At 75.5% G+C, this 23,605-nt stretch carries 23 protein-coding genes and 1 tRNA gene; 10 read left to right on the forward strand and 14 right to left on the reverse strand.

The window, feature by feature from the left end:
* Positions 1–4: 4 nt before the first annotated feature.
* Positions 5–847, reverse strand: coding sequence for a sugar phosphate nucleotidyltransferase (locus H7K62_RS08045; protein WP_186717395.1), 843 nt, complete (start codon positions 845–847; stop codon positions 5–7).
* A 144-nt stretch (positions 848–991) separates the two neighbouring features.
* Positions 992–1,273, reverse strand: a complete 282-nt coding sequence (locus H7K62_RS23265) for an isoamylase early set domain-containing protein (protein ID WP_186717396.1) — start codon at positions 1,271–1,273, stop codon at positions 992–994.
* A 294-nt stretch (positions 1,274–1,567) separates the two neighbouring features.
* Between H7K62_RS23265 and H7K62_RS08055 the strand changes: the two genes are divergently transcribed.
* From H7K62_RS08055 to H7K62_RS08065, 3 genes are all read left to right on the forward strand, one after another.
* On the forward strand, positions 1,568–3,001 hold the full coding sequence (locus H7K62_RS08055; RefSeq protein WP_186717397.1) for a tyrosine-protein kinase domain-containing protein: 1,434 nt from the start codon (positions 1,568–1,570) through the stop codon (positions 2,999–3,001).
* 134 nt (positions 3,002–3,135) lie between these two features.
* The gene (locus tag H7K62_RS08060; protein ID WP_186717398.1) at positions 3,136–4,824 is read left to right on the forward strand and encodes a DUF4012 domain-containing protein; all 1,689 of its coding nucleotides are present in this window, start codon (positions 3,136–3,138) and stop codon (positions 4,822–4,824) included.
* 163 nt (positions 4,825–4,987) lie between these two features.
* Positions 4,988–5,419 (forward strand): hypothetical protein, encoded by a 432-nt coding sequence (locus H7K62_RS08065; protein ID WP_186717399.1) that lies wholly within the window; start codon positions 4,988–4,990, stop codon positions 5,417–5,419.
* 60 nt (positions 5,420–5,479) lie between these two features.
* On the opposite strand, the gene H7K62_RS08070 is transcribed toward H7K62_RS08065, so the two are convergent.
* The 8 genes from H7K62_RS08070 to H7K62_RS08105 all read right to left on the reverse strand — a co-directional run bounded on the left by H7K62_RS08070 (position 5,480) and on the right by H7K62_RS08105 (position 11,485).
* A complete protein-coding gene (locus H7K62_RS08070) occupies positions 5,480–6,079 on the reverse strand; it encodes an arsenate reductase/protein-tyrosine-phosphatase family protein (protein WP_186717400.1) in 600 nt (199 codons plus the stop codon).
* Complete coding sequence (pth, locus tag H7K62_RS08075; protein ID WP_222437296.1) at positions 6,076–6,651, reverse strand: aminoacyl-tRNA hydrolase; 576 nt, start codon at positions 6,649–6,651, stop codon at positions 6,076–6,078. The genes H7K62_RS08070 and pth overlap by 4 nt, the downstream gene beginning before the upstream one ends.
* Before the next feature lie 77 nt (positions 6,652–6,728).
* Positions 6,729–7,415 carry a 50S ribosomal protein L25/general stress protein Ctc gene (locus tag H7K62_RS08080; RefSeq protein WP_186717402.1) on the reverse strand — a complete coding sequence of 229 codons (687 nt, stop codon included), beginning with the start codon at positions 7,413–7,415 and terminating at the stop codon, positions 6,729–6,731.
* Positions 7,416–7,548: 133 nt separating this feature from the next.
* Complete coding sequence (locus tag H7K62_RS08085; RefSeq protein WP_186717403.1) at positions 7,549–7,773, reverse strand: hypothetical protein; 225 nt, start codon at positions 7,771–7,773, stop codon at positions 7,549–7,551.
* An 86-nt stretch (positions 7,774–7,859) separates the two neighbouring features.
* The gene (locus tag H7K62_RS08090) at positions 7,860–8,840 is read right to left on the reverse strand and encodes a ribose-phosphate diphosphokinase (RefSeq protein WP_186717404.1); all 981 of its coding nucleotides are present in this window, start codon (positions 8,838–8,840) and stop codon (positions 7,860–7,862) included.
* Positions 8,837–10,336 (reverse strand): bifunctional UDP-N-acetylglucosamine diphosphorylase/glucosamine-1-phosphate N-acetyltransferase GlmU, encoded by a 1,500-nt coding sequence (glmU, locus tag H7K62_RS08095; RefSeq protein ID WP_186717405.1) that lies wholly within the window; start codon positions 10,334–10,336, stop codon positions 8,837–8,839. Before glmU ends, H7K62_RS08090 begins: the two co-directional genes overlap by 4 nt.
* A gap of 128 nt (positions 10,337–10,464) precedes the next feature.
* Positions 10,465–10,537 (reverse strand) — tRNA-Gln (locus H7K62_RS08100).
* Complete coding sequence (locus H7K62_RS08105; RefSeq protein WP_186717406.1) at positions 10,523–11,485, reverse strand: helix-turn-helix domain-containing protein; 963 nt, start codon at positions 11,483–11,485, stop codon at positions 10,523–10,525. The genes H7K62_RS08100 and H7K62_RS08105 overlap by 15 nt, the downstream gene beginning before the upstream one ends.
* Before the next feature lie 141 nt (positions 11,486–11,626).
* Between H7K62_RS08105 and H7K62_RS08110 the strand changes: the two genes are divergently transcribed.
* The 5 genes from H7K62_RS08110 to H7K62_RS08130 all read left to right on the forward strand — a co-directional run bounded on the left by H7K62_RS08110 (position 11,627) and on the right by H7K62_RS08130 (position 16,131).
* The gene (locus H7K62_RS08110) at positions 11,627–12,448 is read left to right on the forward strand and encodes a CDP-alcohol phosphatidyltransferase family protein (RefSeq protein ID WP_186717407.1); all 822 of its coding nucleotides are present in this window, start codon (positions 11,627–11,629) and stop codon (positions 12,446–12,448) included.
* Entirely contained in the window at positions 12,445–12,864 is a 420-nt protein-coding gene (locus H7K62_RS08115) for an adenylyltransferase/cytidyltransferase family protein (RefSeq protein WP_186717408.1), read from the forward strand. The genes H7K62_RS08110 and H7K62_RS08115 overlap by 4 nt, the downstream gene beginning before the upstream one ends.
* Positions 12,865–12,866: 2 nt before the next feature.
* Positions 12,867–13,901 (forward strand): glycosyltransferase family protein, encoded by a 1,035-nt coding sequence (locus H7K62_RS08120; protein WP_186717409.1) that lies wholly within the window; start codon positions 12,867–12,869, stop codon positions 13,899–13,901.
* The gene (locus H7K62_RS23675; RefSeq protein ID WP_186717410.1) at positions 13,898–14,989 is read left to right on the forward strand and encodes a glycosyltransferase; all 1,092 of its coding nucleotides are present in this window, start codon (positions 13,898–13,900) and stop codon (positions 14,987–14,989) included. Before H7K62_RS08120 ends, H7K62_RS23675 begins: the two co-directional genes overlap by 4 nt.
* Before the next feature lie 92 nt (positions 14,990–15,081).
* The gene (locus H7K62_RS08130; RefSeq protein WP_222437239.1) at positions 15,082–16,131 is read left to right on the forward strand and encodes a glycosyltransferase; all 1,050 of its coding nucleotides are present in this window, start codon (positions 15,082–15,084) and stop codon (positions 16,129–16,131) included.
* Positions 16,132–16,170: 39 nt separating this feature from the next.
* Here H7K62_RS08130 and H7K62_RS08135 read toward each other — a convergent pair whose 3' ends face one another.
* From H7K62_RS08135 to H7K62_RS08145, 3 genes are read right to left on the reverse strand one after another with little or no spacing between them, the layout of a single operon-like run.
* Positions 16,171–17,559: an oligosaccharide flippase family protein gene (locus H7K62_RS08135; protein WP_222437240.1), complete on the reverse strand. Its 1,389-nt coding sequence runs from the start codon at positions 17,557–17,559 to the stop codon at positions 16,171–16,173.
* Positions 17,556–18,512: a glycosyltransferase gene (locus H7K62_RS08140; protein ID WP_186717412.1), complete on the reverse strand. Its 957-nt coding sequence runs from the start codon at positions 18,510–18,512 to the stop codon at positions 17,556–17,558. The genes H7K62_RS08135 and H7K62_RS08140 overlap by 4 nt, the downstream gene beginning before the upstream one ends.
* Positions 18,505–19,539, reverse strand: a complete 1,035-nt coding sequence (locus H7K62_RS08145; RefSeq protein WP_222437241.1) for a glycosyltransferase family 2 protein — start codon at positions 19,537–19,539, stop codon at positions 18,505–18,507. The genes H7K62_RS08140 and H7K62_RS08145 overlap by 8 nt, the downstream gene beginning before the upstream one ends.
* Positions 19,540–19,605: 66 nt before the next feature.
* Here H7K62_RS08145 and H7K62_RS08150 point away from each other — a divergent pair, with 66 nt between their 5' ends.
* Positions 19,606–21,009 carry a tyrosine-protein kinase domain-containing protein gene (locus tag H7K62_RS08150; RefSeq protein ID WP_186717413.1) on the forward strand — a complete coding sequence of 468 codons (1,404 nt, stop codon included), beginning with the start codon at positions 19,606–19,608 and terminating at the stop codon, positions 21,007–21,009.
* A gap of 3 nt (positions 21,010–21,012) precedes the next feature.
* On the forward strand, positions 21,013–22,476 hold the full coding sequence (locus H7K62_RS08155; protein ID WP_186717414.1) for a hypothetical protein: 1,464 nt from the start codon (positions 21,013–21,015) through the stop codon (positions 22,474–22,476).
* On the opposite strand, the gene H7K62_RS08160 is transcribed toward H7K62_RS08155, so the two are convergent.
* Complete coding sequence (locus H7K62_RS08160; RefSeq protein ID WP_186717415.1) at positions 22,431–23,585, reverse strand: glycosyltransferase family 4 protein; 1,155 nt, start codon at positions 23,583–23,585, stop codon at positions 22,431–22,433. The two genes, H7K62_RS08155 and H7K62_RS08160, sit on opposite strands and share 46 nt — an antisense overlap.
* Between the last annotated feature and the right edge of the window lie 20 nt (positions 23,586–23,605).

Genomic DNA, 23,605 nt, shown 5'->3' on the forward strand with positions numbered 1-23,605 from the left:
GTGGTCAGTCCTGCCAGATCTTCCACTCGGCCTTGCCCGCGTCCCAGAGCCCGTTGAGCTCCTTCCAGTCGCGGAAGGTGTCCATGCCCAGCCAGTAGCCCTCGTGCTTGTAGACCCCCAGCTGCCCGTCGCGGGCCAGGCGGCCCAGCGGGGCGTGCTCGAGCATCTCCTCGGTGCGGTCGGCGTCGAGGTAGCCCTCCACGAAGGAGCGCTCGAAGACGAAGAAGCCGCCGTTGACGTAGTCGGTCTGCGTGGTGGGCTTCTCGTTGAACTCCTTCACCGCGTCGCCCTCGACCTGCATCTCGCCGTAGCGGCCGCTGGGGTGGACCCCCGTCAGGGTGCCGGTGCGGCCGGAGGCGACGTGCTGGGCGAGCGCGGCCGAGACGTCCACGGACCCGATGCCGTCACCGTAGGTGAGCGCGAAGCGGGGGGCGTCGAGGTACTTGGCGGCACGGGCGATGCGGGCGCCGGTGGCCGTGGTCAGCCCCGTCTCGACGAAGGTGATCTCCCAGTCCTCGTCGGAGGTGTCGGTGTGGAACTCCAGCGGCTTGGCGCCGTTGGTGTGCAGCGTCAGGTCCGAGGAGCGCACGCGGCTGTCGAGGAAGTACGACTTGATCATGTCGCCCTTGTAGCCCAGGCACAGCACGAAGCGGCGGAAGCCGTGGGCCGAGTAGAGCTTCATGATGTGCCACAGGATCGGGCGGCCGCCCACGTCGACCAGGCCCTTGGGCAGCTGCTCGCTGGCCTCCCGCAGGCGCGTCCCCATGCCCCCGCACAGGATCACCACCGGGATGTCGGCGGTCTGCACGTCCTGGCTGGGGGCGTCGGCGCTGTTCGCTGCGGTCATGGGGAAGTCCTCCTCAGGGGCCTGCGGTGGGATCCCGGCCACTGTAGAGAGACCCGCTCGCCGTCACTCACAGCGATGGACCCGACCGGGCGACGCCCGGTCGGGTCACGAGCCGGCCGGCTCGGCCGCGGCTCCCTGCGCGGTTCAGACCTCGTAGGTGCTGCCCTGGTCGTCGACGACGGCGTCCGCGTCGTCGAACCAGTGGCCGTCGTGCCCCAGGTAGCGGAAGTGGATGCTCGAGCCCTTGGGCACGGCCACGGTGGCCGAGCGGCTCCCGTTGGACCGCTTCTTCATCACGTGGGCGAAGGGGCTCCAGTCGTTGAAGTTGCCCACGACGGAGACGGGCTCGGAGTAGTCCTCCGCGGACAGGGAGAACGTCACCTTGACGTCCTCAGACCCCTTGGTCGTCTTGGTGGTGATCGTCACGGTCGGTCTCCTCGGCGCTCTGCTGGCCGCCTCCGATCGGGTGGCGGTGTGGCGCACCGTACCGGAGCACGACACGCCGGGACACCTGCGACGACACGGCGGTTCTTGACGGCGGCCCCGGCGCGCGCCGGGCGCGGCGCGGCGCCGGACCGGGGTGCGCCGTCCCCCGGCAGGGGGGACGGGTGGGCCGTCGGGGTGCGCCCCAGCCGTCCGGAGGGGGCGTCTGCTGGTCGAGGCCGTGTCCGGCGCCCCGACCCTGTGCCACGATCGTCGCCACGGACGAGGGGGGAGAGCGTGGAGCTCACGGACTACCTGCGCGTGCTGCGCAAGCGGTGGCTGTCGATCGTGGTCCTGACCGCGCTGGCCCTGGCCGGCGCCGCGGCGGCCACGCTGGCGGCGACGCCGGAGTACCAGGCCCAGACCAAGCTCTTCGTCAGGACGTCCGGCGCCTCGTCGACCGCGGACCTCCAGCAGGGCAACACCTTCGTCCAGCAGCGGGTCCAGACCTACGCCGACGTCGCCGGGCAGTCCGCGGTGCTGGAGCCGGTGATCGCCGAGCTGGGGCTCGACACCACCCCCGAGGCGCTCGCGCAGCACATCACCGCCGAGGCGCCGCTGGACACGGTGCTCATCAACATCACCGTGACGGACCCCTCCCCGCAGCAGGCGGCCACCATCGCCAACGCCGTCGGCGCCTCGCTGATCACGACGGTCGCGCGGCTGGAGGGCAACGGCACGGGCACCACCACCCCGGTGCAGCTCACCACCACGCAGCCCGCGGTGGTCCCGGCCGCGCCGTCCTCCCCCAACACCCCGCTCAACCTCGCCCTGGGCCTGCTCGTCGGCCTCGCGGTGGGGGTGGGCCTGGCGGTGCTGCGCGAGACGCTGGACACCACGGTGCGCGGGGAGCACGACGTCGCCCACTTCGGCGTGCCGGTGCTGGCGGGGATGCCCTACGACGACAAGGCGCGCGAGACCCCGCTGGTGGTCCTGGCGGACCCCCGCAGCGTCCGCTCGGAGAGCTTCCGCCAGCTGCGCACCAACCTCGCGTTCGCCACCGCGGCGAGCGGAGCCCGATCGCTGGTCGTCACGTCGTCCGTGGAGGGCGAGGGCAAGAGCACGACCGCCATCAACCTGGCCCTGACGATGGCCGGCGCCGGCACGCGCGTGGTGCTGGTGGACGCCGACCTGCGCCGCCCGATGGTGGCGACCTACCTGGGGCTCGAAGGCGCGGTGGGCCTGACCACGGTGCTCGTCGGTGACGCGTCCCTGGACGACGTCCTGCAGAGCTGGGGCGAGGACGGCGCGCTGTCGGTGCTCCCTGCTGGCGGCGTGCCACCCAACCCCAGCGAGCTGCTGGCCTCCGAGCCCATGGCCAAGCTGCTGCAGGACCTCGAGCACCGCTTCGACGTGGTCATCTTCGACGGTGCGCCGCTGCTGGCCGTGACCGACTCCGCGGTCCTCGCGGAGTCGGTGGGCGGCGCGGTGCTGGTGGTCGGCTCCGGCCGCGGGACGCGACCGCAGCTGGCCCGATCGCTGCAGGCGCTGTCCGCTGTCGGCGCCAGCGTGCTGGGCGCCGTCGTGACGATGCTGCCCACCAAGGGCGCCGACGCGTACCAGACGTACTACTACCGCTACCAGCCCGTCGTCGAGGGCGCCCCCAGCGGTGGTCGGCGCGGGCCCCGGCCCCGGCAGTCCCCCGAGGCGCCCGGCGACCTCCCCGCGTGAGAGCCGCCCACCGCGCCGCGGGCCCGTCCCCGGCGACCGCCACACCCGCGGCACCTGCGCCACCGGCACCGCCCCCGGCGCGGCCGCGGCGCGGCCGTCCTGTCCGCGGGTGGCGCCGGCCCCTGCCTCTGACGGTGCTCGGCGCGGTGGCGGTGCTGCTGGTGCTGGGCGTCTGGGCGGCCGTCGCGGGCGCCGGGGTGGCCCGCCACGCCCGAGCCGCCCAGGCCGAGGTCGCCTCGGTGCGGACCGCCGTGACCTCCGGGGACCTCGGTGCCGCCGAGGCCGCGACCGCGCGCGCGTCGGCGGAGACCAGCGCGGCGGCCCACGACGTCGACGCCCTGCCGCTGGTCATGGCCTCGCACGTCCCGGGGAAGCTCGGGGAGGTGGTGGGCGCCCTGCGGACCGCGGTCCACGCGGTCGACCAGGCCGTGTCGCGCGGCGCCCTGCCGGCGGTGCGCAGCGGCGGTGACGCGCTCGAGGCCGGCGTGGTGCGCTCGGACGGCAGCCTCGACCCCGCCGCCCTGTCCCGCCTGGCCGTGCAGCTGCGGCCGGCGGCCCAGCAGGCGGAGCTGGCCCGGGCCAGCGCGGCCGGCATCGACCCCGCGGGCCTGCCGCCGGGCCTGTCCGGGCGGGTGCAGCAGGCCGTGGACGGCGTGGACCAGCTGGCGGACGGCCTGACGCGCACGGAGGCGCTGCTGGGGGCGCTGCCCCGGGTGCTGGGCTCCGACCGGCCGCGCACCTACCTCGTCGGGTTCCAGAACACCGCCGAGCTGCGACCCACCGGCGGCATCATCGGCACCTGGGCGCTGCTGGACGTCACCGACGGCCGGTTCCGCCTCTCGGACGCGGGCTCCAACGCCGACGACCTGGAGCGCCTGACCGGTCCGGTGCGCGACTTCGGCGCGGAGTACTCCGCGCTGTACCCGGCGCAGCAGTCCAGCTACTCCCAGAACGTGGGCCTGAGCCCGCACTTCCCCTACGCCGCGCAGCTGCTCACCGATCTGTGGACCGCGCAGGGCAGGCCCGCGCCGGACGGCGTCATCGTGCTCGACCCCAGCGGGCTCGCCCCGCTGCTGCGGGGTGCCGGTGCCGTCGAGGTGCCCGGTGGCCCCCCCGTCACCGCCGACGACGTCGTGGACGTGGTGCTGCGGCAGGCCTACGACCGCTTCGACGGGGACAACACCGGGCGCAAGGCGTACCTCACCGCCCTCGTCGGCGCCGCCTTCGAGCGCGGGCTCGGGGGCGGCCGGTGGGACGCGGGGCGCCTGGCGGCCCTGGGGACGGCGGTGCAGGACGGGCACCTGCAGATCTGGAGCGCGGACCCGGACGAGGAGAGCGCGCTCGAGGCCGGGGGCGTCGCGGGGTCCCTGCCGGAGCCGGCGACGGGCAGCGCCGGCGTGTACCTCACCAACATCTCGGCCTCCAAGCTCGACTACTACGTCCACGAGCAGGTGCAGGTGACGGGCGGCTGCTCCGCCCCCCCGACCCTGTCCGTGGGGCTGCGCAACGACGCCCCGGCACGGGTGCCGGAGTACGTGTCCAACAAGCTCCCGGGGGTCGACCCGACCACGGAGACGCTCGCGGTGGCGCTGTACCTGCCGCCGGGCACCCGGGCCGCGGAGGTGCTCGTGGACGGCGTCGAGGCGGAGGTGGAGACGGGCACCGAGCGCGGCTGGGGCGTGACGCGCGTGTCCGTGGCCGTCCCGCGCGGGCAGGCGGTCACGGTGCAGGCGACCCTCGACGGCCCGGTGGCGCCCATCACCGAGGTCCACACGCAGCCCCTCGTGCACGCGGCCGAGGTCAGCGCCCCCGGCTGCTCCTGACCGGTCGCCGGCCCGACACGCCGCAGGAGGGCGACGCGACACGCCGCTGTCCTTCCAACGGGGACCGCGACAGAGGTCGCTGACTCCTCGTGGTCACTCCACTGCTCTGCGATCTTCTGCCATGCTTCCGGGCGAACCCACCGATGGCCTCCGGAGGTCCTCCATGTCCGCACGACAGCGCCTGCGCCTCTCGCAGCACGTCGCAGCGACCGCCGCCGCTGTCGGCATCGCGGCGGCCGTCCTCGCCCCGGCGGCGTCCGCCCACGACCCCAAGCCGCCGGCCCCCGCCCCGTCTCACGCGGCGCCCAGCACCAGCGCTCCCACCGGGGCCAAGGAGCTGCCGCGGTACATCAAGCACCAGGGCAAGGTCTACAAGGTCACGACCTGCCAGGGCGGCGCCTACTACTGCATCACCAAGAAGGGCGCCAAGCAGCCCACGTGGGTGATCGCCAAGACCGACAAGAAGGCGGCCTGGCTCAACAAGCTCTTCGCCAAGCCCGTGAGCTGGGCGGTCGTCAAGGCGCCCTTCGAGACGAAGGCGCTGCTCCTGGCGAGCTCGCGCTGCTACCGGGCGGTCGCCTGGATCTGGCGCTGACCTCCCCGACGGGAGGCGGTTCGAGGAGGAGCCCGGGACGACGTCGTCCCGGGCTCCTCCTCATGCCGGAGGCGTCAGCGCCAGCCCGATCGCGCGCACGGCCGGCAGCAGCTGGGACTCCATCAGCTCCCAGGTGGCGGCGTCGGTGCGGAACGGGTCCACGACGTCGTCCAGGTGCGCCTCCCGGACGGCGTGCGCGCCGCGCGAGCGCACCAGCACCTCCGCGAGGGACCGGAGCCGGGCGGCGGGGTCGTCGCCGTGCACGTCATCGGCGCGGGCAGCGGCGATGCGGGCGGCCTCGCGGAGGGTGAAGGAGCGCCGCACGGCCGCCGGGGCGAGGCGGACGACGGCGCTGCGGTGCTCACGGGTGGCGGTGAGCACCAGGGCGGCGTCGCGGACGTCCGCGGCCGTGACCTGGCGCGCCGCGTGGCCGTCGGGGCTGGCGCCGCTGGCCCGGACGGCGGCAGCGGCCTCCGGCTCCATGGCGTGGCCGACCACGGCCCCGGTACCGGCGCTGACCACGCGCACGCGCGGGGCGCCCGGCACGGCAGCGGCGTCGAGGCCGGCCTGCAGCACCCGCTCGGCGATCGGCGACCGGCAGATGTTGCCGGTGCAGACCACGAGGACGAACGGGCCCGGGGCCCCGGGGGCGCCGCTCACCGCGGACCGTGGAAGCGCTGCTGGGCCGCCTCCAGGCCGTCGGTGATGACGGCCTCGACGGCGTCCGCGGCGTCCGCGAGCAGGAACGGCAGCTCCTTGCGCTCGGCGGAGGAGAAGCCGCGCAGCACGAAGTCGGCGGGGTCCATGCGCCCCGGGGGCCGTCCGATGCCCACCCGCACCCGGACGTAGTCCTTGGTGCCGAGCGCCTTGCTGATGTCCCGCAGGCCGTTGTGGCCGCCCTCGCCCCCGCCGCGCTTGAGGCGCACGGCGCCGGCGTCGATGTCGAGCTCGTCGTGGACGGCGATGACGCGCAGCGGGTCGACGCCGTAGAAGCGCGCCAGTCCTGCGGTGGGCCCGCCGGACTCGTTCATCCACGAGGTCGGCTTGGCCAGCACGACCCGCTGGCTGGAGACCCCGGGGGGGCCGAGGCGCACCTCGGCGACGGCGGCCCGCTGCTTGGAGGCCTTGAAGCCGGTCCTCAGGCGGGACGCGAGCTCGTCGAGCACCATCGCTCCCACCGTGTGGCGGTCCGCGGCGTGCTCGGGGCCGGGGTTGCCGAGCCCGACGACCAGCCACGGCCCGTCGACGGGCGCGCGCCCGGCGGCGGGGGTGCTGCCCCCGCCGCCGGGCGCGGCGCTCGAGGAGGTGCTCACTCCTTCGAGGAGCCCTCGTCGCCCTGGGACGCCTCGGCGGACTCGGCGCCCTCGGCGGACTCGTCCTCAGGGGCGTCCTTCTCGATGCCGGCCTCGGCCTCGGCCTCGGCGAGCTCGGCGTCCAGCTCCTCGGCGGTCGGGGCGGCGGAGACGTTGACGACGCCGGCCTCGGCGTCGACGGCGAGCTCCACGCCCTGCGGCAGCCGCACGTCACCGGCGGTGATGAGCGTGCCGGCCTCGAGGCCCTCGACGTCCACCTCGATGACCTCGGGCAGGTCGGTGGCCTCGGCGGTCACGGCCAGCGTGCCCGACTCGACGGAGACGACGGTCTGCGGGGCGGCCTCACCGGTGGTGCGGACCGGGACCTGGACCTCGATGCGCTCGCCGCGGCGGACGATGACGAGGTCGACGTGCTCGATCTCGCGGCGCACCGGGTCCACCTGGACCGCCTTGACGACGGCCAGCTGGGTGCCGCCACCGTCGAGCTGCAGGTCGACGAGCGCGTTGGGGTTCTTGACCAGCAGCATCGTCTCGTGGCCCGGGAGGGTCACGTGGAGCGGGTCCTGGCCGTGGCCGTAGACGACCGCGGGGACCTGGTGGTCACGACGGATGCGGCGGGCAGCGCCCTTGCCGAACTCGGTGCGGGCGGCGGCAGCGAGCTGCGTGCCGGTGTTCTTGGCCATGGTGGTCTCCTGGGTGCTCGACGGTCTCCGCTACCCGGCGCGGACCGGGGGCGGGCCGGAGCACCGGCCACCGCGTCGATCACGGAGCGCACCCGCACAGCGGACGCCTCCCTCGCCGAGGAACCCGGGCAGCCTACCGGTCCGCCGCGGGGACGACGACCAGCCGGCCGACCAGGCCGGCGCACACGACCCACGCGAGCACCACGAGGACGTCTCCGAGGTGCAGCCCGTGCTCCCAGGTCAGCGGCAGGACGACCGGCCCCTGGAACCTGTGGTCACCGACCACCACGGCCAGGGCGAGCACGGACAGCACGCTCAGGACCACGACGCCCATGAGGGCCCTGCGCAGGAGGGGCACCTGGCCACGGTAGCCGCGCGGAGCGCGCGGCGACCGCGGCGAGGGGCCGTCCGGGCGAAGCGCCGTCCGGGCCGGCGGGGAGGCTGTCAGCTGTTGCCGTCGAACAGGCTCGTCACCGAGCCGTCGTCGAAGACCTCGCGGATCGCCCGGGCGATGAGCGGGGCGATGGACAGCACCTTGAGGCTCGGGAACTGGTGCGCCGGCGGGATGGGCAGCGTGTTGGTCACCACGACCTCGGAGATCGGGCTGTCCTTGAGCCGAGCCGCCGCGGGGCCCGACAGGATCGGGTGGGTGGCCGCGACGAGGATCTCCTTGGCGCCGTTGTCCTTGAGGGCCTGGGCGGCCTGGACGATGGTGCCGCCGGTGTCGATCATGTCGTCGACGAGCACGCAGGTGCGCCCCGCGACGTCACCGACCAGCTCGTGGACCTGCACCTGGTTGGGGCGGTTGGGGTCGCGGCGCTTGTGGATGATGGCGAGCGGCGCACCGAGCCGGTCCGACCACACGTCGGCCAGCCGCACGCGGCCGGCGTCCGGGGACACCACGGTGATGCTGCTGGCGTCGGCCACGCGCCCGCGCACGTAGTCGGCGAGCAGCGGCAGCGCCCAGAGGTGGTCGACGGGACCGTCGAAGAAGCCCTGGATCTGCGCCGTGTGCAGGTCCACCGACATGAGGCGGTTGGCACCGGCGGTCTTGAACAGGTCGGCCATGAGGCGGGCGGAGATCGGCTCGCGGCCGCGGTGCTTCTTGTCCTGGCGGGCGTACCCGTAGAACGGGGCGACCACGGTGATGCGCTTGGCCGAGGCGCGCTTGAGCGCGTCGACCATGATGAGCTGCTCCATGATCCACTGGTTGATGGGAGCGCAGTGGCTCTGCAGCACGAACGCGTCGCAGCCGCGCACGCTCTCCTCGAAGCGCACGTACGTCTCGCCGTTGGCGAAGTCGTACGCGGAGGTCGGCACCAGCGCCGCGCCCAGCTCCGAGGAGACCTCCTCCGCGAGCTGGGTGTGGGCCCGCCCGCTGATGAGGACGAGCCGCTTCTCGCCCTGGGTGGTGATGCCGGTCATGACCGCTCCTCCTGCTCGTCCTGCACACCCGCGGGCCCGTCCGCGGGTGCCGTGCGCGCGGCTGCCGCCGCGCGGGCCGAGGCGCTGCCGGGGCGCTTGCGCTCCGTCCAGCCCTCGATGTTCTTCTGGCGGCCGCGACCGACGCCGATCGCTCCCGCCGGCACGTCGTCGGTGATGACGGAGCCCGCCGCGGTGTACGCGCCGGCGCCGATCTCCACCGGGGCCACCAGCACGCTGTCGCTGCCCACGAAGGCGGCGTCGCCGACCACCGTGCGGCTCTTGGTCTGGCCGTCGTAGTTGGCGAAGATCGTGGCGGCGCCGATGTTGGCGCGCTCGCCGATCTCGGCGTCACCGACGTAGGACAGGTGCGGCACCTTGCTGTGCGCGCCGATCACGGCGTTCTTCGTCTCCACGAAGGCGCCGATCTTGCCGTCGGCGCCGAGGCGCGTGCCCGGCCGCAGGAAGGAGAACGGCCCGACGGTGGCGCCGTCACCGACCACGGCGAGCGTGCCGTGCGTGCGCTGCACCACGGCCCCCTCCCCCACCTCGCAGTCGGTGAGGGTGGTGTCCGGACCGACCACCGCGCCGGACGCCACGCTGGTGGCGCCCAGCAGCTGGGTGCCGGGGAGCAGCACCACGTCGCGCCCGAGGTCGACGTGCACGTCCACCCACGTCGTCGCGGGGTCCACCACCGTGACGCCGGCGCGCATGTGCGCCTCGAGGGTGCGGCGGTTCAGCGCCGCACCGAGAGCGGCGAGCTGCACGCGGTCGTTGACGCCCTCGACCTCGCTGGAGTCGGCCACCGCGCGGGCCGCGACGCGGTGGCCCTCGGCGCGGGCCAGCGCCAGCACGTCGGTGAGGTAGACCTCGCCCTGGGCGTTGCCCCGGCCGACCTGCGGCAGGGCCGCGGTGAGCACGGCGGCGTCGAAGGCCCAGATGCCGGTGTTGACCTCGGTGATGGCGCGCTGCGCCTCGCTGGCGTCCTTCTGCTCGACGATCGCGGCCACCGCGCCGTCGTCGTCGCGCAGGATGCGCCCGTAGCCGGTCGGGTCCGCCAGGACGGCGGACAGCACGGTCACCCCGTGGCCGCCCGCCTCGTGGGCCTCGACGAGGTCGACGAGGGTCTGCGCCCGCAGCAGCGGCACGTCGCCGAAGGTCACCACCACGGTGCCGCTCAGCGGCTCGGCGCCCTCGCCGCGCTCGCGCGCCAGCGCGTCGAGCCCGCACTGGACCGCGCGGCCGGTGCCGGGCACGTCGTCCTGGTCCGCCACGAGGACGTCGGCGTCCACCTCGAGGGCGTGCGCGGCGACGCGCTCGCGCTCGTGCCGCACGACGACGACGAGGCGCTCCGGCTGCGCACCGCGGGCCGCGGCGAGGGCGTGCCCCAGCAGCGAGCGACCGCCGATGGTGTGCAGCACCTTGGGGGTCGCCGACCGCATCCGGGTGCCCTCACCCGCGGCGAGGACGACGACGACGGCCGGGCGGGTCGAGCTCACGCGCACGCGCTCCCTGGCGAGGGGGTGGGGTACGTCCCCGGACACTACCTGGGACGACGACGTGCCAGTGCCAGGCCCCGACCGGCGTCGGAGGCCGGCAGCCAGCGCAGTCGGCCTCCGGCCGACGGCTCCCCCGGGAAGATTCGAACCTCCGTGACCGCCTTCAAAGGGCGGCGTCCTGGGCCACTAGACGACGGGGGACGGTGCGCTGAAGACGCTGGCAGCCACACCCTCCCACGTCCCCACGAGGAGTCGGTAGAGGCGGGCGCTCTGGTGGATCGTGATCATCAGGCAACCGTGGTAGCCGTCACCGGTGTTGTACCGGCTGGTCTTCGGTTCGTGGCGCTTGAGCGTCGTCCGGTGGAACACCAGGTCTCCTCCGAGCTGATCTCGCCACCAGACCTCTGCCGCCTCCGCATCTGCTGTGCGGTGGATCTGCACCCGGCAGACGACGTCCTTCCTCGGGATGCCGAGCTGCTGCAGGCAGCCCAGGAAGAACCGGACCACCGCCGGGTCGCTGTTGGAGAACTGCACGAGGTGGTGGCGGCGCCAGGGCTTGGACTTCGCTCCCTCCGCCCAGTAGAGAGCAGCGCCGATGAGGAGCCGTTCACGGGCGCTGAGCGGTCCGACCGTCTGAGCGTGCCGCGACTGCTCCGCGTCCTGTCGAGCCCACCGCTCGTCGACAGTCCGGCGGGCGGCCGCCTGAGCCGCTGCTCGACCGCTCAGACCGGCCCCTCCCAGCTCGACTCCGTCCTCGCGGAACCAGCGGGCCACCGTCGAGAGGCCGATCCCCAGCTCGCGGGCGATCTCCGCCCTGGGCAGTCCCTGCCGGCGCATCTCGGCAGCGGTCTCCCGCAGCTCGGGGTCGTGCCGGCGGTGGCCGGGGTAGGAGCGCGCGGGGTCCTCAGCCCGGCGCGCGGCCATCTCCGCAGCCCACCGCCTGCCCCGCTCGTGCCGCTCGAGGTCTGCGGGCAGCACGTCGTCCTCGCGGAACCAGCGGCACACCGTGGCCCGGCTGACGCTGAGCTCGGCGGCGATCTGCCGGCTGCCCGCGCCGCTGCGCCGCAGCTGGGCCGCCTGCGTCCTCAGCTCCGGCGGGTAGGGCCGCCCACCGACTCCTGACCTGCGCGTCCGTGCGTCGTCGTCCACGGTCGTGATGATCGTGACCACCACCGACAGGCCGGCCGTCACACGGACGGAGCACCGGACCCCTCCGGTCGCTGGTGCGGTCGGGCGAGACTCCTGTGACGCGCGTGACCAGGGGTGATCCTCGCTGCCACGGTCGACCCCATGACCACGGACACCTCGCGCCCAGCCGGCGCCAGTGCGGCGCCGGAGCGCCAGCGCCCGCGCTACCGCGCGTCGCTGCAGCAGCTGCTGAGCGCCCAGAAGTCCGCCAAGGGCGCTCCCGCGTACTCGCGCTTCGTCAACCGCCCCCTGGGCCGCCGCCTCGCCGCGGCCGCCCACGTCATCGGCCTCACCCCCAACCAGGTCACCGCCGCCTCGGCGCTGGCCACGGGGGCGGGCATCGCCGTGGTGGCCCTGGCGCCGTCGGCGTGGTGGAAGGGCCTGCTCGTCGCGGCGCTGCTGGTGCTCGGCTACGCCCTGGACGCCGCCGACGGCCAGCTGGCCCGCCTGCGCGGCGGCGGGTCGAAGGCCGGGGAGTGGCTGGACCACGTGGTCGACGCGGCGAAGACCTCGTGCCTGCACCTGGCCGTGGCGGTCGGCGCGTACCTGACGTTCGCGCCGCGCCCGACCGCCTGGCTGCTGGTGCCGCTGGGCTTCGCGGCGGTGGCGAGCACCTGGTTCTTCACGATCATCCTCAACGACCACGTCCGCCGGCTGGCCGGCGCCCGCGACGGGCAGGCGACGGTGGGGGCTGGTGAGGCCCGCCAGCACTCCGCGCTGCGCTCCCTCGCCTCGGCGCCCGTCGACTACGGGGTGCTGTGCGTGGTGTTCGTCCTGCTCGGCTGGCCCGCGGTCTTCTCGTGGGCCTACGGCCTGCTGGCGCTGGGCTTCGCCGTGGTCGCCGGCGCGTCGATGGTGGTGTGGTTCCGCCAGGTCTCGGCGCTCGACCACCGCGCGGCCGCGGGCCAGGGGGTGGCGGCGTGAGCCTCACCGGCTACGTGCCCGGCGTCTACGACATGTTCCACATCGGGCACCTCAACATCCTGCGGCGGGCCCGCGAGGACTGCGACGTGCTCATCGTCGGGGCCGTCACGGACGACGTCGTGGAGCGCACCAAGGGCAAGCGGCCGGTGGTGCCGCTCACCGAGCGCATGGAGATCCTGGCGAGCATCGGGATCGTCGACAGGGTGGTCGCCGACGACTGCGGCAGCGACAAGATGCCGATGTGGCAGCGGCTCCACTTCGACGTCCTCTTCAAGGGCGACGACTGGAAGGGCACGTCCAAGGGCGACCAGCTCGAGGCGAGCATGACCGCGGTGGGCGCCCGCGTCGTCTACTTCCCGTACACCGAGACCACGTCGAGCACGCTGCTGCGCGACCTGATCACCGCGCACGGCTGAGGGTGGCGGCCACCGCCGCGGGCCGGCTCCGGGTGCTGGAGTCGTTCCGCGAGCCGCGTCCCACCACCAACCCCTACCTGCGCCTGCTGCTGGACGCGCTGCGCGACCAGGGGCACGACGTGCGCACGTTCTCGTGGGGGCGGGCGCTGACCTGGCGCTACGACGTGCTGCACCTGCACTGGCCCGAGGTCCTGCTCCGCGGCACCTCGCGGCCCAAGACGGTGGCGCGCCGCGCGCTCGTGACGCTCCTGCTGCTGCGGGTGGCGCTGCTGCGCACCGCGGTGGTCCGCACCGTCCACAACCCCGTCCCCCACGAGAGCGGCCCCGCCGTCGAGCGGGCCCTCCTGGCGCTGTGCGACCGGCTCACCACCGCGCGCGTGCACCTGGTCCCCTCCACCCGGCCGGCCGGGGCCGAGGACGACGACGCGCTCGACGCGCTGGTCCCGCACGGCCACTACCGCGACTGGTACCCCACCGTCGAGGTCCCGGTGGTGCCCGGGCGCCTGCTGCACTTCGGGATCCTGCGGCCCTACAAGAACGTCGAGGCGCTGCTCGCCGCCGCCCACGCGGCCCCCGCGGACGTCTCGCTGCGGGTGGTCGGCTCCCCGTCGACCGGCGCGCTGCGCCGCGCCGTCGAGGACGCCTGCCGCGCGGACGCCCGCACCAGCGCGGCCCTGGGCCACTGCCCGGACGCCGAGCTGGCCGCCGAGGTGGCGGCCTCGGAGCTGGTGGTGCTGCCGTACACCGAGCTCCACAGCTCGGGCGCGGCGCTGCTGGCGCTCTCGCTCGACCGTCCGGTGCTCGTGCCCGCCGGGCCCACCACCGACGCGCTGGCGGCCGAGGTCGGCCCCGGCTGGGTGCTCACCTACGAGGGCGACCTGACCGCGGCCCGGCTCGTCGAGGCGCTCGAGACCCTGCGGCGGCCCGGGAGGGCGCCCGCGCCCGACCTGTCCGCCCGTGAGTGGCCGGCCGCCGCGCGGGCCCACGAGACCCTGTTCCGCAGGGCCGTCACGGCGGACCGGAGGGGGCAGCGGTGAACGCTCGGACGAGCGCGCGGACGAGCGCGCAGGGGCTCGACGTCCTCTACACCGCGGAGCGGGACGTGACCGGCTGGCAGCAGCGGCACGCGCGCGGTGAGGTCCCGGGCCGCTGGCCGTACGGGCTGGACGAGCTCGCCGCCGGCGGGGCGGACGTGCGGGCCGTCGGGCTCCCGGAGCCGGGTCGCCTGCGCTCCGCGGTCGCCCGCCTGGCCCCGGGGGTCGCGGCGCTCGCCTCCCCCGCCGGCCGGCGCGTCGCGGTGGCCTGGGACGAGAACGTGGCGCACCGGGCGGCGGTGCTGGCGCCGCGGACCCCGCTGCACGCCGGTGCCATCTGGGTGACCGACGCCGTGGCCCGCGGCCGCGACGACGACGCGACCCGTGCGCGCGTGCGGGCCCTGCGGCGCGCCGACGGGGTGTGGTGCCTCAGCAGCGCCCAGCTCGAGCCGCTGGAGCGGCTGCTGCCGGGTGTGCCGGTCTCGCTGCTCCGGTTCGGCGTGGACGCGGGCTTCTTCCGCGCTGCCCCGCCGGTGGAGCGGCCGCTGGTGGTGAGCGCGGGGGGCGACCGCGACCGCGACGCCACCACGCTGTTCGCCGCCCTCGAGGAGGTGCTGCGAGCGCGCCCGGAGACCGAGGTGGTGGTCCAGTCGCGCTCGACGGCCACGGCGCCGGTCGGTGTGCGCGTGGTGCCCCACCTGCCGCACGCGCAGCTGAGGGACCTCTACGCGAGGGCCAGCGCGGTCGTGGTGGCGACCTCGCCCAACCTGCACGTGTCGGGCATGACGGTCGCCCTCGAGGCCATGGCCACGGCCAGGCCCGTGGTCGTGACCGCCACACCGGGCGTGGAGGACTACGTGGTGGACGGCGTCACCGGGCACCTGGCGCGCTCAGGGGACCCCGCCTCGGTGGCCGAGCGCCTCGTCGCGCTCCTCGACGACCCCGACGCAGCGGCTGCCGCCGGCAGGCGCGGCCGCGAGCGCGTGGAGGCGGACCTCAACACGGCGCGGATGGCGCGCGACCTGCGCGCCATCGTGGGGGTGGGGTCCGGGCCCGCAGCCGCGGCGGTCCCCGCGGCGCCAGCGCGGTGAGGCCGGCGCGCCACCCGCGGGTGCGGGTGTACCGGACGCTGCGGAGCGCGCACCTGGAGCGCGCTGCGGCTGAGGCGGCGCAGGGGCGCCCGGTGTCGCTGCTCCACCGGTTCCGGAGGTACGACTTCGACGCCTCGCTGGCGGCCGGGACGGACGTGCAGCAGCTGGGACCGTGGCGCACCGCGGCGGTGCTGCTGGTGTCGAGGGTCGAGCGGCTGGAGGTGAACGAGCCGCTGATGGCCGAGGCAGCGCCGTCGGCCCTCCTGGCCGCGCTCGCTGCGAGAGCGGGGGCCCGTCTGCGCGGTGCCCGGCGTCCGCGCGTGGTGGCGTACGCCATCGCCAACCTCGCTCCGCCGCGCGGCGCGGGTGGCCGGGCGCGGATCCGCGCAGTGCTCGCCCGCTGGTCGGGGGCGCGCCTGCTGGCCCTCACCGACCGTCTGGCGGTGGGCACGCCGGGGGCGCTCGACCTCTACCAGGAGCTGCTGCCGCGGCAGCTGGCGACGTGCGACCACCGGCTGGTGCCGGCACTGCCGGCTCCCTGCAGCTGTCCTCGTCCGCGCCCCGACGAGGGGGCGGGGGCCGAGACCACGGGCGCTGGTGTCGACGGACGAGCGCGGACGGTGCTCTTCGTGGGGGCGTTGGAGCGGCGCAAGGGGGCGCACCTGCTGCTGCAGGCGTGGCCGGCGGTCTCTGCCGCACGGCCGGGGTCGCGGCTCGTGCTGGTCGGCCGCGGGCAGCTCGAAGCGGAGGCGGCGCACCTGGCCTCCGGTGACGACGTCGACCTGGTGGTCGACCCGCCGCGGGCGCGGGTGCACGAGGCGCTGCGCGGGGCGTCGGTGCTCGTGCTGCTCTCGCAGCGCACGCGGGGATGGCGCGAGCAGGTGGGTCTTCCACTGGTGGAGGGACTGGCGCACGGGTGCGCCGTCGTCACCACGCAGGAGACGGGGCTGGCCGGGTGGCTGCAGGAGCACGGCCACCGGGTGCTGCCCGCCGAGCCCTCGGTGGCCGAGGTGGCGGCGGCGCTGGTCGCCGCCCTCGACGAGCGACGGCCGGCGTCGTCCGTGCTCGACCAGCTCCCAGGGACCGACGGCCGGTTCGAGGCCGACGCGTGGCTCGAGGAGCAGCCGAGCCGACCCTCCTGAGGGCGCGAGGCTCCAGCGCGAGGCTCCAGCGCGGACCCCTCAGCGCCCGGCGGAGCCCTCGGCCCGGGCGGCCTGGAGCGCCGCGTCGCGGGCGGCGCGGCGGCGGGCCAGGTCCCGGCGGACGAGGAGCGTGCACGGCAGCAGCTGGCACAGGAGCACCGACACCACCGATCCCACCACCGGTCCCGCTGCGCCGAGGGGTGCGACCAGCAGCCAGGAGAGCCCGAGGTTGAGGGGCACCATGAGGAGGATCGGCGGCACCTGGGCGCGCAGCCCGCGGGGGTCGGTGAGGTACATCCCCAGCGGGTACTTGGCGGCCTGGACGACGACGAAGGCCGCGAACGCCCACGTGGTCCACGCGGAGACGACGATGGCACCGTCGGACAGCAGGTGCGCCAGCACCGGGACGGCGAGCGCCAGTGCCGTGGCGGCGACGGCCGCCGCGCCGGTGAACGCCCACGTGAGCCCGTACGGCGAGGCCACGTCGGAACGGGCCCGGGCACGGGCGAACACCGGCCACAGCGCCACGCCCGCGGCGCTGGTGGTCTGCAGGAGCAGGCTCGCCAGCGAGGAGGCCAGGTTGTACTCCGCGAGCTCGCTGGTGGGCGCCAGGTGGCTCAGCAGCAGGCGGTCGGTCTGCATGGCCACCGGCAGGGCCACCATCTGCACGAGCACCGGCCACGCCAGGCCCATCACCGGGACGCTCGGCACCGAACGGAGGCGCGGGACCTCGCGGAGCACCCGGCGGGCGGTGGTGGGCAGCCGACGCGCGGCCAGGAGGCACCCGGTGGCAGCGATGGCGGCAGCGCCGAGGTAGGAGAAGACGGCCAGGTAGGCGCCGGCGTCGGTGCCGGTGGCGACCAGCAGCAGCACCGAGGCGGCGAACAGGGGCGAGGCGAGGCCCTGCAGCAGGATCTGCACGTGGTTCAGCCCGAGGGCCGTGAGGACGCGCTGGCCCACGGCCAGCGGCAGCGTCGCGGCGAAGACGACCAGGCAGAGCAGCGCCGCGACCGGCCCGGACCCCGGGATGAGCCCCTCACCCAGCAGCACGGGCCAGAGTCCGGCCAGGGTGACCGCGAGCCCGACCCCCGTGATCGTGGCGGCCGACACGAGGATCACCCGGACGGCGCTGACCAGGGACCGCCGGACGGCGTCGTCGTGGTCGGGGTCCTCGGACGAGGACACGGCGTTGATGACCACCGAGGCGAGGCCGAGGTCGGCGAAGGGCAGCAGCGCCGCGACGGAGACGAGCAGGCCGTACTGGGCGTAGGCGTCCACGCCGAAGTGGCCGATGACCAGCCGGATGGTGACGATGGAGACGGCACCGCTGACCGCCATGACGAGCAGCTTGGACACGGCGCTGCTGCCGACGGCCCGGTAGGCGCCGCGACTGGCCCGCGGGGCGTCCCGGGGGGCGGTGGCGGTCACGCGCGCTCCCCCCGTGCCCGGCCCGCGCTGTGACGGCGGGCGGCGCCGAGCACGGCGAGCAGCCCGGAAGCGGTGCCCCCCGCGAGAGCGCGCAGCGCGCCGGGCCGTGCCAGGGTGCTCCGGGCCCCGCCGCGCAGACCGACGGCCACCGCGTAGCGCGGTGCTCCCGCGGCCCACCGCAGCGCGCGACCGGGTGGCAGGTGCTTGGCGGCGAACAGCAGCCGGCCCCGGCAGCTGTGGCGCAGGTAGGTGGGGGACTTGCCAGCGCCCTCCTGGGTGCCTCCGACGGCGTGGGCGACGGTCAGGTCGCTGCGCAGGCGCAGGGCACCTCCGGCGGCCAGGCAGCGGTGGGACAGGTCGACGTCCTCCCAGTACAGGAAGTAGTCGTCGTCGAAGCCGCCCAGGTCGCGCCACAGCCCGGCGGGGGCCAGCAGGCACGCGCCGGTCAGCCACGGCTCGAGGTCGGGGCCAGTGCGGCGTCCGGCGCGGCGGGTGGTGCCGTCGCGCAGGCACAGGTCGGCGCCGTCGAACCAGGCGCTGCCGTCCTCGCGCAGCACGCGGGGGGTGGTCAGCGCGCGCGGGTGGTCGAGGGCGTCGGCCAGCAGCGCGCGCAGCACGGGCGCCTCGAGCTCGGCGTCGGGGTTGAGCAGCAGCACAGCGTCGCAGCCGGCGTCGAGCGCCCGCTGGGCGCCGGCGTTGGCGCCGGAGCCGAAGCCGCCGTTGTGCGGCATGAGCACGAGGTCGTGACCCCGGTCGCGGCAGACGTCCTCCAGCGCCGCCCGGTGCCGGGCCTCGGAGGGGTTGTCGACGACGACGACGAGCGCGTCGGGTCCCCACGCCGCCACCCGGCCGGGCTCGAGGGCGTGGCGCAGCAGGACGGCGGGGTCGCCGTAGTTCACCACCACGACGCCCAGGCGCGGCGGTCGCGGTCCCCGCGGGGACGGCTCAGCCACGCCGGTACTCCGCGTAGGCCAGGCCCCACGCGCCCATGACCATGCCGGTGCCGCGCGCCGCGGTGCGCAGGCCGGAGGCGCGCAGGCCGGGACGGCCGGTGGTGGCCCCCGCGGCCAGCCGCAGGCCCCCGGCAGCGGCGCGGGCGGCTCCCAGCGCCGTGAGGCGCAGCCGCGCGGCGGTGCGGCGGAGGGCCACGGGCTCGAGCACCAGCGTGGTGCGGCTCCAGGCGTTGCCGCTGCGCAGCGCCCGGCGCAGCACCCACGAGCGGGTGGCGCGGGACAGGGGCACCACGTCGGTGACCACGGCCTCGTCGCACCACAGCATCCGCACCCCGCGGGCGTGCAGCTCGCGGGTGAAGAGGGTGTCGGAGCCGCCGGTGATGCCGAACCTCTCGTCGAAGGTGGTGCCGGCGCGGGCGAGCTGGTGCAGGTCCAGCAGCAGGTTGTTGGTGGCCGCGACCTCCACGGGCGTGCCGGTGGGGAGGCGGCGGCGGTCGAAGAAGCCCCCGGCGGCGATCCACGGGTCCAGCGGTCCCGGGAAGCTGGAGACGACGGGCCCGACCACCGCACCGGCGCCGGTGCTCGCGTGCAGCGCGACCAGGGCGCGCAGCCACCCCGCCTGCGGGCGCTCGTCGTCGTCGATGAAGACCAGCAGGTCGTCCCCGGCGGCGGCGGCCTCGGCGAGGGCGCGGTTGCGGGCGGCGGCGATGCCGGGGCGCGGCTCGTGCACGTGCTCCACCTCGACAGCGGGGGCGCCGCCGTCGACGCGTGCGCGCGCGAGGTGGTCGGCCACGGTGGTCCGGCCGCCCGCCGCGGGGTCGTTGTCCACCACGAGGACGCGCACGTCGTGGTGCCCGACGGACACCGCCTGCTCCTCCAGGAGCGGCAGCACCTCGGCCAGGTCGTCCGGGCGCCGGTAGGTGAGCACGGCGACGACGGTCTTCACGCGGTCCACCCGGTGGTCTTCGGCGGAGGCGAGGTCCCCCTTGAGGAGGAGTCCTGGTGCGGCGCTGCCGCTCAAGACCACCCGCGGAACCACCGATGAGGGGTCTGTGACCGCCGCGCGGGCGGCCTGTCGTCGTCGGGGGTGCGTGTGGAGCTCGTGGACTACCTGGTGCTGCTGCGCCGGCGGTGGCTGGCGCTGCTCCTGTGCGCGGTGCTGGGCGGCGGGCTGGGCGCGGCGTCCACGCTGGGCCAGCCCGACAGCTACCGCGCCGACGCCACGGTCTTCCTGTCGCTGGACCGCGGCAGCTCGGTGACCGAGCTGGCGCAGGGGTCCACCTACACCCAGGGGATCATCCAGTCCTACGTGCTCCTGGTGACCACGCCCACCGTGCTGCAGCCGGTCGTCACCCAGCTGGGACTGGACACCACCCCCCAGCGACTGGCCAAGAGCATCTCGGCGAGCAGCCCCGTCGACACGGTGGTCATCACCATCGACGCCGTCTCGGGGACCCCGCAGGGCGCCGCGTCGCTCGCGAACGCCGTGGCCGCCCAGCTGTCCGTGGCCGTCGGGGAGCTGGAACCCACCAGCACGAACCCCAGCGACCGCATCAAGATCACCACCATCGCGCCCGCCACGCCCCCGGCGTACGCCTTCGCCCCCCGCCGCAAGCTCACAGCCGTCGCGGGGCTCCTGCTCGGCCTGGTGATCGCCGTCGTGGTGGTCGTGCTGCGCGAGCTGCTCGACACCAAGGTGCGCACCGAGGAGGACGTGGCGCTCGTCACCGAGGCGCCGGTGCTCGGAGCGGTCCGCGAGCGCACCGCCTCCGAGCCGGAGGTGGTGCCGTTCGAGGGCAGCGCGGGCAGCCCGCGGGCGGAGTCGTACCGCAGGCTGCGCAGCAACGTGCAGTTCATGAACCTCGAGGGCGGCAGCCAGGTGGTGGTCGTGACGTCGTCGTCGGCGGGTGAGGGCAAGAGCACCACGGCGGTGAACCTGGCGGTGACCATGGCGGACGCGGGCGCCCGGGTGCTCCTCGTGGACGCCGACCTGCGCCGTCCGACGGTGGCACGCATCCTCGGCCTGGTCGACGACGCCGGGCTGGCCACGGTGCTGTCCGGCCGCGCCGCGCTCGCCGACGTGCTGCAGCCGGTCGGACCCCAGCGCCTGGACGTGCTCACCTCGGGCGAGGTGCCCCCCAACCCGAACGAGCTGCTCGGGTCGGACCACATGGGCTCCCTGCTGGAGGCCGCGCGCCTGCAGTACGACGTGGTGGTGCTCGACTCCCCGCCGCTCCTGCCGGTGTCCGACGCGGCGGTGCTGGCGGCGCGCGCCGACGGCGCCCTGCTCGTGGTGAACGGCTCGATGTCCACCCGCAAGCACGTGGCCACCAGCATCCGGAGCCTCCTCATGGCCCGCGCCCGGCTCATGGGCGTGGTGCTCAACCGCGTCAAGGGGCAGTCCGCCAGCCCCTACTACTACGGTCCCGCGACGACGCAGCAGCGGCGCCGGGTCCGGCTGCCGCTGCTGGGGCAGCGGCGCAGCGCCGGCGTCTGACCCGTGCCGCTGACCGTCGAGGCCGAGCGCCGCGCCGTCGCGTGCGTCCTCGACCTCGTGGAGGAGGGCACCGTCACCCGGGTGGCGGTGCGCCGGGTGGCCTCGCAGGTGGGGGTGCCGGCCCGACGGCTCGAGCGGTGGGTGCGGCTGCGCGTGCCCGCCGGCGGGGGGTCGCCGGGTGCGGCGAGCCCCCCGGGGCGCGGCCGGGTGGGCGTGGTCCGCACCGGGCTCGCGGCGGTCGCGGTGCTGGGGGTCGGTGCGGACGCCGTGGTCAGGTTCCCCGTCACCACGGCCTCCGTGGCGGCGCTGCTGCTCCTGCCCGTGTGGGCGGCGCAGCTGCGCCGCTACCGGGGGGCGACGGCGCTGGTGGTGCTGGGGCTGCTGGCGCTCGCGGCCGGGGCCTGGCTGGCGGTGTCGTCGACGACCCACCGCTTCGACTCCTCCGACGCCATCGCCACCACCGTCCTCGTGCTGACGGCGCTGGGCTCCCTCGGCGTGCTGCTGTGGGCGCGGGCGGTGCTGCCGCTGCGGGCGGTGGCCCTGCTGGCGGGGACCGGGATGCTGGCGGCGGGCGTGCTGTCCAGCCCCACGGCCAACCCGTGGAAGTACCAGCTGTCCATGCCGGTGACCACCATCGCGCTGGCGCTGGTGGTCGGCCGCTCCCCCGTGGTCGGCGCCGCGGTGTCGCTGTTCCTGGCGGTGGTCGGCTTCGCCAACGACTCCCGCAGCTACGCGGGGTTCGCCGTGCTGACGGCCGCCGTCATGCTCTGGCAGGCGCTGCCCGCCCGCCGTGCGGGTGAGCACCGCAGCGGCTGGCACCGGGCGGGGATGGCGGCCTCCATCACCACCGGCGTGTGCGCTGCCTACACGATCGCGACGTCGCTGCTGGTCAGCGGGGCCCTCGGCGAGGCGGTCCAGCAGCGCTCCCAGGCGCAGGTGGCCAGCGGAGGCGGGTCCCTCATCGCCGGTGGCCGTCCGGAGATGATGGCCACGCGCTTCCTCGCCCCGCACCACCCCTGGGGGTTCGGCCTCGGGGCGATCCCCAACCAGGAGGACGTGCTGCTCGCCAAGGAGGGCCTGGCGACCGTGGGCATCCGTCCCGACAACGGCTACGTCGACCACTACATGTTCGGCGGCCACTTCAAGCTGCACTCGGTGCTGTCGGACGCCTGGGCGAACATGGGCCTCGTGGGTGCGCTGTTCGTGCTGGCGGTGGGCTTCGTCGCCGTCGACAGCCTGCTCACCGGGCTGGCGGCCCGCAGAGCCACGGCGCTCGGGGTGTTCTGGGTGTCCTCAGCCGTCTGGTACATCGGCTTCGGTCCGATGTACAGCAACCTGCCGGACCTGGTGCTGGCGGTGGCGCTCGTGGCGGTGCCGCGGGCGCAGGCCCGGCGGGGCCGGCAGGCCCAGCGGGTCCGCCCTCAGCCGGCGGCGCGGGTGAGCGCGGCGGCCACCTCGGCCCGGTAGCGGCCGGGGGCGTACCGGGCGGCAGCGGCGGCAGCGCCTCCTGCAGCTCGCTCCGAGAGGACGGGCAGCTCTTCCGCCAGGGACTGCACCGCCGCGGCCAGCGCCTCGGCGTCACCGGGGGTCACCAGCCGGGCGCCGCTGGCGCCCTGCACGGCCTCGGGGAGCCCACCCAGGTCGCTCGCCACCACCGGCCGGCCCGCCAGCAGGCCCTCGACCGCGGTGTTGCCGAAGGGCTCGGGGAGCACCGACGGCACGAGCAGCGCGTCGCAGGCGGCCAGGTGCGACCAGACGTCGTCGGTGAAGCTGTGCACGGTGACGGCCCCCCGCAGGGCCTCGTCGGCGAGACGGCGCTCGAGGTGCCGCGCGACGTCCGCGTGCTCGCCGAAGGTGCTGCCCACGAGGTCCAGGCGCACCGACGCGCCGCGGGCGAGCAGGAGCTCCAGCGCGTCCAGCGCTACGAAGACGCCCTTGCGCTCGGACAGCCGGCCCACGTACAGCAGCCGCAGCGGCTCCCCCGGCGCGCGCGGCCCACGGACCACCGGGCCGCCCGGGGGCCCTTCGACGCCGTTGAGGACCACCTGGCTGCGTCCCGCGAGGCGCGGCTGGGCCTCCACCAGCGTCTGCCGCGCGTAGGAGCTGTTCACCAGCACCGTGCGGCACGCCAGGAGTGGAGCGGCCATGGCCCACCGGACGGCGGCGGGTGCCCGGCCCTCCGCCTCGTGCACGTGCGCCACCACGCGGGCGCCGAGGAGGCGCCCGACGAGCGGCCACGTGGGCGTGGTCAGCGTGCTGACGTAGAGCACCGACGGGCGCTCGCGCCTCAGGAGGCGGGCCTGGGGCAGCACCGCCCGGACCGCGGACGCCGCCAGGCGCAGGAGGCCGCGCGGGGTCAGCGAGGACTTGCGCAGCACCGGCACGGGCAGCACCTCGGCCCGCGCCCCCGCAGCCCGCACCCGGTCCGCGAGGGGGCCGTCCTCCCCCAGGGCGACCACCACGTCGAAGCCCGCCTCGACGGCCCCGCGCACGGACTCCAGCACCATCCTGTCGGACCCGTAGAGCTCGGCGCTGGGGTGCACCACCAGCACGCGGGGCGCGGCACCTCGTGACACGTGTGCTCCTCGTGCGGGAA

The organism is Quadrisphaera sp. RL12-1S, assembly GCF_014270065.1.
Taxonomy (GTDB): Bacteria; Actinomycetota; Actinomycetes; order Actinomycetales; family Quadrisphaeraceae; genus Quadrisphaera.